Below are 12,410 nucleotides of genomic sequence, written 5' to 3'. Positions count from 1 at the left end.
GTACATGCGCTCACCGGCAGCTGCGCCCCTGCCCCCGGACCCGCCCCCGAAGGGATTGGCCACGAAGCGGTCCGCGGACAGATCCGGCCGCGCCACATATCCGCGGGCCAGCTGGGCGCCCGCCAGATACAGCTCACCCGCGACACCCACCGGAACCGGCTGCAGCCGCGCGTCCAGCACGTAGACCTGGGTGTTGAATACGGGCGCACCGATCGGCACCGACGCCACATCGGCGTCGACGACCTCGTGATAGGTGACGTCGACCGCGGCCTCGGTCGGGCCGTAGAGGTTGTGCAGGCGAGCGCCGGTCAGGCGGCGCAACTGCTGCGCGGTGGTGCCGGGCAGCGCCTCACCCGAGGCGAAGACGTTGCGCAGACCGGTGCATTCGGCCGCGGCCGGCTCTCCGACGAAGACCGCGAGCATGGACGGCACGAAGTGGGTGACCGTCACGCCCTCGCGCACGATGACCTCGGCCAGATAGGCCGGATCGCGGTGGCCGTCCGGCCGTGCCACCACCAGGCGCGCGCCGACCTGCAGGGGCCAGAAGAACTCCCACACCGACACGTCGAAGGTCGCCGGGGTCTTCTGCAGCACCACATCGTCGGCGGCCAGGCCGTACTGGGCGTGCATCCACACCAGGCGGTTCACGATCGCGGTGTGCGGAACGGCCACACCCTTCGGGCGGCCGGTGGAGCCGGAGGTGAAGATCACGTAGGCGGTGTTGCCCGGTCGCAGCGGCGCGGTCCGGTCGGCGTCGGTGAGCGGTGCGTCCGAATATCCGGACAGCTCGAGCCGATCGATACGCACCTCGGGCGCGATATCGCTTGCGGTGGAAGCATTTTCGCGCAGCGCCTCGCCCGAGGTCAGCACGCAGACCGGGCGGGCGGTGTCGAGGATGTAATCGGTGCGCTCGGCCGGATGATCCGGATCCAGCGGCACATAGGCGCCACCGGCGGCGGCCACCGCGTACATGCCGACCACCAGATCGATCGACCGCCGCATCCCCAGAGCGACCAGCGACTCGGGTCCGACCCCCTGGTCGACGAGCCAGCGGGCGAGCCGGCGCACGCGAGCGGCGAACTCGGCGTAGGACAGACTCGTCCCCTCGAAGATCACCGCGGTCGCGTCCGGCGTGCGCGCGACCTGCGCCTCGAACAGCGAGACCAGCGTCGCGGCGGCGTCGTCGGACACCGTCGGCAGCGCGGCGTCGATGGGGAATTCGGTGTCGTTCCAATGCCGCAGCACCAGAGCGTTCTCGGCGGCGTCGAGGACCGGCAGGGCGCCCACGGCGACCGACGGATCCGCGGCCACGGCCTGCAGTACGCGCACGAAGCGACGGGCGAACGTTTCGGCGAACACCTCGTCGAACAGATCGGTCGCGAAGACCAGTTCGGCGGCCATCTCCGCGCCGGCGGCGTCCGCGCCGGTGCCGACCGGCCCCTCGCTCAGCGTCAGCTGCAGATCGAATTTCGCCGTCTGCGAATCGATTCCGAGTTCGGCGACGGTCAGCCCGGGCAGCTCCAGGGCGGTGCGGCCGAGGTTCTGGAAGGACAGCATCACCTGGAACAGCGGATGCCGCGCCTGCGAACGCGCCGGGTTGAGCACCTCGACCAGCCGCTCGAACGGCACGTCGGCGTGGGCGAAGGCCGACAGGTCGCGCTCGCGGACCTGGGCCAGCAGTTCGGTGAACCGCGCGCCCGGGTCGACCTGGGCGCGCAGCACCAGGGTGTTGACGAACATGCCGACCAGGTCGTCGAGGGCCCGCTCACCACGGCCGGCGACCGGAATACCCACGGCGATGTCGTCGGTGCCGCTCAACCGCGCCAGCAGCGCGGCGAAGGCCCCGTGCACCACCATGAACAGCGTGCTCTGCTGGCCCTGCGCGACCCGGCTCAGCCCGTCGACCAGTTCACCCGGCAGGCGGAACCGGTAGGTCCCGGCCTCGTAGGTGGCGACGGCAGGCCGCGGACGGGTCGACAGCCGCAGTTCGTCGGGCAGGCCGTTGAGCGCGTTGTGCCAGTATCCGAGTTGTTCGGAGATGACCGACCGCGGATCGTCCTCCGAGCCCAGCGATTCCCGTTGCCACAGTGCGTAATCCGCGTACTGCACGGGCAGCGGCGCCCAGCCGGGCTCCGATCCGGCGGTGCGGGCCAGGTAGGCGGTCATCAGATCGCGCACCAGCGGGGTCATCGAGAAGCCGTCGGTGGCGATGTGGTGGACCACCACGACGAGCACATGGTCGGCGTCGCCGAGGCGGTAGAGCCGCAACCGGGTCGGCGGCACGGCGGTGACATCGAAACCGCGGCCGACGAATTCGATCAGCGCGGCCGTCAGGTCCGCCTCGGTCGTATCGACCACGTCCAGTTCGGGCACGGCCCGGGTCGCGGGCAGGATCTGCTGGTAGGCCAGGCCCTCGTGCGAGGGGTAGATCGTGCGCAGCGATTCGTGCCGGGCCACCACGTCCGCGATCGCGGTACGCAGCGCGTCGACATCGAGTTCGCCGGTCAGCCGCACCGCGGCCGGAATGTTGTTGGTCGCCGAATCGGTGTCGAAGCGGTTGAGGAACCACATCCGCTGCTGCGCCAGCGACAGCGGCGGGAATTCCGGGCGGGTGCGCGGCGTAAGGGCCTGGCGCACACCGGATCCCACCTGGGATTCGACGCGCGCGGCCAGACCGGCCACGGTCGGCGCCTCGAAGACGGTACGCACGCCGACCTCGGCGTCCAGCGCCGCACTCAGCCGCGCCACCACCTGGGTGGCGATCAGCGAGTTGCCGCCCAGATCGAAGAAGTCGTCGTCCACACCGACCGGACGCTCACCGGTGTCCAGGCCGAGGACGTCGGCGAAGGTCGCCGCGACGATCTCCTCGACCGGCGTCGACGGCGCCCGGAATTCGCGGGCCGCGAACACCGGCTGCGGCAGCGCGCGCCGGTCCAGTTTGCCGTTGGGGTTCAGCGGCATCGCGTCCAGCGTGACGATCGCGGCCGGAACCATGTAGGACGGCAGCAGCTGCGTCAGATGTGCCCGCAGCACCTCCAGGTCCACCACGCCGGCGGCCGGCACCACATAGGCGACGAGCTGATCACCCAGACGCGCGTCCGTCCGCACCACCGCGACCGCCTGGGCCACGGATTCGTGTGCGGTGAGGGCGGATTCGATCTCGCCGAGCTCGATGCGCAGACCGCGCACCTTCACCTGGAAGTCGGTGCGGCCCAGGTACACGATCGCGCCGTCGGCGCCGCGGCGCACCAGGTCACCGGTGCGGTACATCCGGGAGCCGTAGTCGGCGAACGGATTCGCGACGAAGCGGTCCGCGGTCAGGTCCGCCCGGCCCAGATAGCCTCGGGCCAGCTGATCGCCGGCGAGGTACAACTCACCCGCGACACCCGGCGGCACCGGATGCAGCCGCGCGTCCAGCACATAGGCCTGCGCGTTCCACACCGGCAGACCGATCGGGACCGCGCCGCGCACGTCGTCGGCCACCGCGGCATGGGTGGCGTGCACGGTGAATTCGGTGGGACCGTACAGGTTGTACAGCCGTGCCGTGCCGACCCGGCGGAACGCCTCGACCGCATCGGAGGTGAAGGCCTCACCGGCGACGAACAGCGCGCGCAGCGAGGCCAGCGCGGAGCTGTCGACGGCACCGGAGAAGACGGTGAGCATCGAGGGCACGAACGAGGTCATGGTGACCTGCTCGGCGGCGATCACATCGGCGAGATAGCGCGGATCGCGGTGCCCGTCGGGGGTGGCCACGACCATCCGGCCACCGACCGACAGCGGCGCGAACAGCTCCCACACCGAGACGTCGAAGGTGGCGGGCGTCTTGAACAACACCACATCGTCGGCGCCGATGCCGTATTCGCCGGTGATCCAGCGAATCTGGTTCACCACCGCGGAATGCGGGACGGCCACACCCTTCGGGCGGCCGGTCGAACCGGAGGTGAAGATCGTGTACGCCGGATTCGACGGGCGCAGCGGGGCGAGGCGATCCGCATCGGTCAGCGGCTCGTCGGAGTAGTCCGCGAGATCCAGCTCGTCCAAGCGCAGGACCGGACGGTCACCGGCCTCCAGGTCGCCGGCGTTCGCCGAGGTGGTCAGCACGCAGACCGGTTCGGCGGTGTCGAGTACGTAGCCGATGCGGTCGGCGGGCTGATCCAGGTCCAGCGGCACATAGCCGCCGCCGGCCTCGAGCACCGCGTACATGGCGACCACCAGGTCCGTCGAGCGCCGCAGTGCCAGCGCCACCCGCGCCTCGGGACCCACGCCGGCCTCGACCAGCCGCCGCGCCAACCGGCGCACGCGAGAGCCGAATTCGGCGTAGGTCAGGCTCTCGCCGGCCTCACGATCCACCACCGCGACCGCATCCGCGTGGGTGCGGGCGGCCTCGGCGAACAGCTCGGGAAGCAGTGTCGCGGAACCGATCTCGCGCGAGGTGTAGTTCCACTCGCGCAGTTCCCGATCGGCCTCGAGCGCGTCGATCAGCGCGATGTCGCCGATGGGGCGGTCCGGATCGGCCACCACCGCGGCCAGCACCCGGTCCAGGCGCTTGGCGAATCCGGCGATCGTCGGCTCGTCGAAAAGGTCGAGCGCATAGGAGAATTCGGCGGACATACCCGCCGCCACACCCTCGGCGTCCGGCGCCTCCTGCAGGGTCAGCTGGAGGTCGAATTTCGCCAGTCGGGCGTCGTAGTCGATGCCGTTGACCGACAGGCCCGGCAGTTCCAGGCTGGCGTGGCGGATGTTCTGGAAGGCCAGCATCACCTGGAACAGCGGATGCCGCGCCTGCGAACGCGCCGGGTTGAGCACCTCGACCAGCCGCTCGAACGGCACGTCGGCGTGCGCGAAGGCCTGCAGGTCGGTGTTGCGGGCCTGGGCCAGCAGTTCGGCGAAGGTCATGCCGCCGTCGACGTTCGTGCGCAACACCAGCGTGTTGACGAACATGCCGATCAAATCGTCGAGCGCGGCCTCACCGCGACCGGCGACCGGCGTGCCGATCGCGATATCGGAGGTACCCGACAGCCGCGCCAGCAGGATCGCCAGCGCACCGTGCACCACCATGAACGGCGAGGCGTTGTGGGTGCGGCCGAGCTCGGCCAGGCGCCGCTGGGTCTCCGGCGAGATGACGAACGAATAGGTACCACCGCGATACGACGCCACCGCCGGGCGCGGCCGGTCGGCCGGCAGCACCAGTTCGTCGGGCAGGTCGGCGAGTTCGCGGGTCCAGTACCGAATCTGGTTGGAGATCAACGAGTTCGGATCGTCCTCCGAACCCAGCACCTCGCGCTGCCACAGCGCGTAGTCGGCGTACTGCACCGGCAGTTCGGTCCAGGCCGGCTGCTCCCAGTTGGTGCGCGCGGCGTAGGCGACCATCACGTCGCGGGCCAGCGGATGCATCGACCAGCCGTCGGCGGAGATGTGGTGCACCACCATACCGAGCACGTACTCGGTTTCGCTGATCTCGAAAAGCCGTGCGTGCAAAGGCACTTCGTTGGTCACGTCGAACGACATGGAGGCCAGTTCGACGAGGTGGTCGATCAGATTGTGCTCGGTCACCGGCACCGGGGTCAGGTCCGGCACGATCTGCGCGGCGTCGAGCACCACCTGCACCGGCGCACTGCCGGTCTCCGGGAACACCGTGCGCAGCGATTCGTGGCGGTCGATCACGTCGATGACGGCGACCTGCAGCGCGGCCACGTCCAATTCACCCGAGAGCCGCATGGCGACCGGGATGTTGTTGACCGCCGAGGAGGTGTCGTAGCGGTTGAGGAACCACATCCGCTGCTGGGCGAGCGAGAGCGGCACCTGCTCGGGCCGCTCGCGCGCGACCAGGGATTTGCGCGCGCCGTCGCCGGCATGCGATTCCACCCGGGCGGCCAGCGCGGTGACGGTGCTGGCCTCGAACAGCATGCGCACCGGCACCCGGGTGTCGAGTGCGCTGCCGAGCCGGGAGGCGACCTGGGTGGCGATCAGCGAGTTGCCGCCCAGATCGAAGAAGTCGTCGTCGGCGCCGACGCGCGCCAGCCCCAGCACCTCGCCGAAGATCTGGGCGACGATCTCCTCGATCGGCGTTGCGGGCGTACGGAATTCGCGCACCTCGAACACCGGGGCGGGCAGCGCCCTGCGATCCAGCTTGCCGGAGGCGTTGAGCGGGAACTCGTCCAGCACCACGACCGCCGAGGGCACCATATAGCTCGGCAAGCGCTCACGCAGTGCGGCCTGGATGTCGGTGGTCTCGACCGACTCGTCGGCGGCCACCACATAGCCGACCAACTGGTCGCCGGTGACGGTGTCGATCACCAGGACGGCGGCCTGGTTCACGTCCGGCAGTTCGGTCAGCGCCGATTCGATCTCACCGAGCTCGATGCGCTGGCCGCGGAATTTGACCTGGAAGTCGGTGCGGCCGATGTACTCGAGTACGCCCGGCTCGCCGCCGGGGCGCTCCTTCCAGCGCACCAGGTCACCGGTGCGGTACAGGCGCGCTCCGGGCTCCCCGAACGGATCGGCGACGAACCGCTCCGCGGTCAGATCCGGACGGTGGCGGTAGCCGCGCGCGATCTGCGTGCCACCGAGGTACAGCTCACCGGCCACTCCGGCCGGTACCGGCTGCAACCCCTCGTCCAGCACGTACGCCCGCGCGTTCCACACCGGCCGGCCGATCGGCACCGCGCCGCCGTTCACCGCGCCGACCGGCCAGGCCGTGGCGTTGACGGTGAACTCGGTGGGGCCGTACAGGTTGTAGACCGCCGCGCCGCTGAAGCGCCGGAACAGTGCCACCGTGGCCGGGGCCAGCGCCTCACCACCGACGAAAATGGCTCGCAGCGAGGTGCATTCGGACGCGGGCGCGGTGGCCGCGAACACGGCCAGCAGCGACGGCACGAACGAGGTCATGGTGACCTGATGCCGCCAGATGACCTCGGACTGGTACAGCGGATCGCGATGCCCGTCCGGCGCGGCGACGATCACCTTGGCGCCGACGGCCAGCGTCGCGAACAGTTCCCACAGCGAGGCGTCGAAGGTGAACGGCGTCTTGTGCAGCACGACGTCGACGTCGCTGATGCCGCTCTCGCTGATCTTCCAGGAGATCTGGTTGACCATCGCGGCGTGGTCGACCGCCACACCCTTGGGCCGGCCGGTGGAGCCGGAGGTGTACAGCACGTAGGCGAGGTTGCCGGGCCGCAGCGCCGCACGACGCTCGGCGGCGGCGATCGGGCCGGCCTCGAAGCCCGCGAGATCGACGGTGTCGATCTCGAGCACCGGGCATTCGGTGGTCGACACCTCGTCGCGGGAGGTGGTCAGCAGCACCACCGGGCGCGAATTGGCGAGGACGTATTCGGTACGCTCGGCCGGGTGGTCGGGATCGATCGGCACATACCCGCCGCCGGCGGCGAGCACGGCGTAGATCGCCACGAACATGTCGATCGAGCGGCGGATGCCGACGGCGACGAGTTCGTCCGGCCCGACGCCGGACTCGATCAGCTTGCGCGCCAAGCGGTTCACCCGCTCGGCGAACTCACCGTAGGTGATCTCCCCGGCCGGTTCGACCGCCCCGATCGAGCGCTCGCCCGGGTCGAACAGCAGCGCGGTGGCGTGCGGCCGGATGCGCACCTGTTCGTAGAACAGATCCAGCACCGTGGCGAGCGCCGGCACCTGGTGCGCGGTGTCGTTCCAGTCCACCAGCACGCGGTCGCGCTCGGCCGGATCGAAGACCTCGATATCGCGGACCAACGTGTCCGGCCGGGCCACCACGGCTTCCAGCACCCGCAGATAGCGCCGATTGAATTCGGCGACGGTCGCGGCGTCGAACAGGTCGGTGGCATACGACAGCGCCGCCGAGATTCCGGCGGGTTCGCCGCGCCCGCCGCGCTGTTCGGTCAGCGTCCACAGCAGATCGAATTTGGCGATGTCGACATCGAGTTCGTCGGCGGTGACCGAGAGCCCGGGCAGTTCCAGGGCGGCGTGCGACATCTCCTGGAACGACAGCATCACCTGGAACAGCGGATGCCGGGCCTGTGAACGGGCCGGATTCAGCACCTCGACCAGTCGCTCGAACGGCACATCGGCGTGAGCGAAGGCCGACAGATCGGATTCCCGCGTGCGGGTGAGGAATTCGCTGAAGCGCTCGGCGCCGTCGACCTCCGACCGCAACACCAGCGTGTTGACGAACATGCCGATCAGATCGTCGAGGGCCTGTTCACCACGGCCGGCGACCGGCGTGCCGATCGCGATGTCCCTGGTACCGGACAGGCGGGCGAGCAACGTCGCCAGGGCGCCGTGCAGCACCATGAACAGCGAAACACCCTGCGCCCGAGCCAGATCCGACAGCCGGGCGTGCAGGTCGGGATCGATGTCGAAGGTGACGCGGCTGCCGTGGAAGCTCTGCAGCGGCGGGCGCGGCCGGTCGGCCGGCAACTCGAGCTGATCCGGCAGTCCCGCCAAAGCCTCACGCCAGTAGGCGATTTCGCGGGCGGCGACCGAGTCCGGATCGTCCTCGGCGCCGAGCACCTGACGCTGCCACAGCGTGTAGTCGATGTATTGCACCGGCAGCGGCGCCCACTGCGGAGCGTCGCCCTGTGCGCGCGCCAGATAGGCGGCGGCGACATCGCGGGCCAGCGGGCCGAAGGAGAAGCCGTCCGCCGCGATGTGGTGCACCACGAACGCCACCGCGTAGTCGTCGTCCACGCCGTCGGTGTCGGTCACGCGGTAGATGCGCACCCGGATCGGCAGTTCGCGCGAGACGTCGAAACCCGTGGAGGCGAATTCGGCCAGCACGGCGGGCAATTCGCCGCTGGTGATGGGCGCGACCGGAATGACGAAGTCGACCTCGTCGATCGGCACCACCAGCTGGTAGCCGCCGTCGCCGGACTCGGGGAACACGGTGTGCAGCGATTCCTGGCGCTGCATCACGTCCAGCAGCGCCTTGCGCAGCGCGTCGATGTCGACGGTGCCGCGCAGCCGCACCACGAACGGCAGGTTGTAGGTGGGCGCGGCGGGGTCGAACTGGTTGATGAACCACATCCGCTGCTGCGCCAGCGACAGCGGCACCCGGTCCGGGCGATGCTGCGCGACCAGCGGCGGGCGCGCCGCGAAGTCGCCGTCGCCGCCGTGTTCGGCCGCGGCGTCGGCCCGGGCCGCGATACCGGCCACGGTCGGCGTCTCGAACAGCGCGCGCACGCCCAGCTGCACGCCGAACGCGGCGGAGATGCGCGCGACGACCTGGGTCGCGACCAGCGAGTTACCGCCGAGGTCGAAGAAGTTGTCGTCCACGCCGACCCGGGGCTGGCTCAGCACGTCGGCGAAGACGCCGGCGACGATCTCCTCGGCCTGGGTGCGCGGAGCGCGATATCCGGTCGCGTCGGCGCTGAACACCGGTTCGGGCAGCGCTTTGCGATCCAGCTTGCCGGAGGTGTTGAGCGGGAACGCGTCCAGCACCATGATCGCGGCGGGCACCATGTAGCTGGGCAGCTTCTCGGCCACGAACCGGGTGAGATCCGACCCGTCGATCGAATATCCCGGCGCCGGAACGACATACGCCACCAGCTGCTGACCGGTCGCGGTGTCGACCACCAGCACGACGGCCTGACTGACCGCCGGATGGGCGAGCAGATCGGTTTCGATCTCGCCCAGTTCGATGCGCTGGCCGCGGAATTTCACCTGGAAGTCGGTGCGTCCGATGTACTCCAGGACGCCGGTTCCGTCGGCCTGCCGGCCCCAGCGCACCAGGTCACCGGTGCGGTACATCCGTTCGCCGGCGGTGCCGAAGGGGTTGGCGACGAACCGGTCCGAGGTCAGATCGGGCCTGCCGCGATAACCGCGCGCCAGCTGCCGCCCACCCAGATACAGCTCACCCGGGGCGCCGATCGCGACCGGACGCAACCGCGAGTCCAGCACGTAGACATCGACATTCCACTCCGGAATACCGATCGGAACCGTCGTGGTGTCGGCGGCGGTGGCCTCCCAATAGGTCACCGAGACCGCGGCCTCGGTGGGGCCGTACAGGTTGTGCAGGCCGGCATCCGGGTTGATCGCCCGGAACATCGCGGCGGTCTCCGGCGGCAGCGCCTCACCGATGACGAAAACCGCACGCAGCGAATCACATTGGCCCGCGGTGGCGTGCGAGGCGAAGACCGTCAGCATCGACGGCACGAAATCGGTGACGGTCACCGCGTGCCGCTCGATCATCTGCGCGACGTAGACCGGGTCGCGATGGCCGTCCGGATCGGCGACCACCAGTTTCGCGCCGACCATCAACGGCAGGAAGTAACCCCACAGCGAGACGTCGAAGGTGGTGGCGGTCTTCTGCAGATAGACGTCGGCCTCGGTCAGGCCGTATTCGTGCAGCATCCACAGCTGCTGGTTGACGATCGCGTGGTGGGTGACCGCGACGCCCTTGGGCCGTCCGGTCGAACCGGAGGTGTAGATGACGTAGGCGGTGTTGTCCGGGCGCAGCGGGGCGAGCCGGTCGGCATCGGTGATCGGCGCATCGGACACACCTGTGGTGTCGAGCGTGTCGATCTGCATCTGCCGCACCGAATCCGGCAGGTCCACCTCGTCGGCGGAACTGGTGAGCACACAGACCGGGCCGGCGCTGTCGAGAATGTAGGCGGTGCGTTCGGCCGGGTGATCCGGATCGATCGGCACATAGGCGCCACCGGCTTTCAGCACGGCGTGCATACCGACGACCAGATCCAGCGAGCGCCGCATCCCCAGTGCCACCAGCGATTCCGGGCCCACACCGTCGGCGATGAGAATCCGCGCCAGGCGATTGACCCGGGCGCCGAATTCGGCGTAAGTCAGCGTGCGGCCCTGGAAGTCGATCGCGGTCCGGTCGGGCGTGCGCGCGATCGCGGCGTCCAGCAGGGCCGAGAGCGTGGTGGTCGCCACGTCGTGAGCGGAGCGGTTCCAGCCGGTGACGGTGGCGTCCCGCTCGACGGCCGTGGTGATCGGCAGATCCCACAGGCGGTCCTGTTCACCCGCCTGCAGGAACCGGTCGAAGAACTCGAGGAAGCGCGAATGATGGTGGCGCGCTTCGTCTTCGGTGTAGAGGTTCGGGTTGGTCTCGAAGTCGATCCGGGACCGCGCACCGCCCTCGGTCTGATAGAAGTTGACGCCGAGATCCTCGATGGAACCGGTGGAGAGCACATGCAGGCGGCCCGGCGTATCGCCGAGTTTCAGCTCGTCCTGGAACAACATGATGTTGACCCAGGGGCCGAAGAACTCCGTCGTCACCACACCGTCGCCGGCGCCCGATTCGCGGCTCGCGGCGGCCGCGTCGCGGCGGATGTCCTCGTGCCGGTACCGCTGGTGCCGCAGCGCGCCGGAAACCTCGGTCTGCACGGACCTGAGCAGCTCGGCGACCGTGGTGTCGTGGCCGACGTGCAAGCGCAGCGGAACGATATTCGAGGTGGCGCCGCCCGAACGCCGCATCACGGCGGTGGTGCGCGCGGTGACCGGCAGGCTGAGGATCACGTCCTCGGCATCGGTCCACTGCGCCAGATAGGCGGCGAAACCGGCGATCAGCAGGGCGGACGGTGCGGAGTCGTGGGCTCGCACGGCCGCGGCGAGCAGATCGTTGCGCTCGTTCGACAGTGCGGCGCCGACCACCGTGTTCAGCGGCGCGGGCGGGGCATTGCGACCGGCGAGGCTCGTGCCCTCCTCCAGGCCGGCCACCCGCTGCGCCCAGTGTTCCTTGTCGGTCTGAAAGCGGGTGCTGTCGCGGTAGGCGAGTTCGGATTCGACGAGATCGCGCAGGTCGGAGGCCTTGAGCGGCTTCGGTTCGACCCCGTTGCGGTAGGCCGTGTAGCGCTCGGCGATCCGGTTCACCTGGTTCACCGCGCCGAAACCGTCGAGTGCGATGTGGTGGGCGCGGGAGTACCAGAACCAGTGGTCGTCGGCGAGCTGCAATGCCACCGAACGCACGAGGCGGTCGGTGACCATGTTCAACGGGTGGGCGATGTCGGCGCGCATCCACTCGTGCGCGGCGGCCTCCGGATCCTCGGCGTCACGCAGATCGACGTGGTCGACCCCGTCGATATCGGCGAGGGTGTGGTCGACGTACTGCAGCGGCTGACCGTCACGTTCGACGATGCGCACGAAGCCGGAACCCAGCTCGTGCGAGGCGTCCAGACTCGCGCGCGAGAGCACCTCGACGTCGATGTCGCCGCGCAGGTCGACGTACTGGGCGATCGTGATCGGCACCTGTGGATCCAGGTGCTGGGCGTACCAGATTCCGAGCTGCGCCGGCGACAGCGGGAACAGTTGATCCCCCGATACTGCCGCGGGCGTTACCTCGCCGCCAGCTTCGCCGTTTCCGCCGAAATCCAGCCGGTCCAACCCGTAACCTCGCTTCCGGAACGCCACGCAGCGCTCCCCGATGGCACACCGATGCCGACGCTCACCTCATCCGAGCGTGG

The 12,410-nt window shown here is 69.5% G+C and carries 1 protein-coding gene (cut by a window edge); it reads right to left on the bottom strand.

Features of this window, described 5'->3' with window-relative positions; genetic code table 11:
• A protein-coding gene (locus NK1_RS00125) for a non-ribosomal peptide synthetase (protein WP_063006779.1) crosses the window boundary here: on the bottom strand, positions 1-12,330 show its 5' portion. Its footprint begins 31,596 nt before the window's first position; 12,330 of the gene's 43,926 nt are visible here — the first part of the coding sequence; its start codon is at positions 12,328-12,330; its stop codon lies off the left edge, out of view.
• Positions 12,331-12,410 lie beyond the last annotated feature (80 nt).

The sequence above is a fragment of the Nocardia kruczakiae NBRC 101016 genome (assembly GCF_001612965.1).
GTDB lineage: Bacteria > Actinomycetota > Actinomycetes > Mycobacteriales > Mycobacteriaceae > Nocardia > Nocardia kruczakiae.
This window is presented reverse-complemented; position numbering and strand designations above follow the sequence as displayed.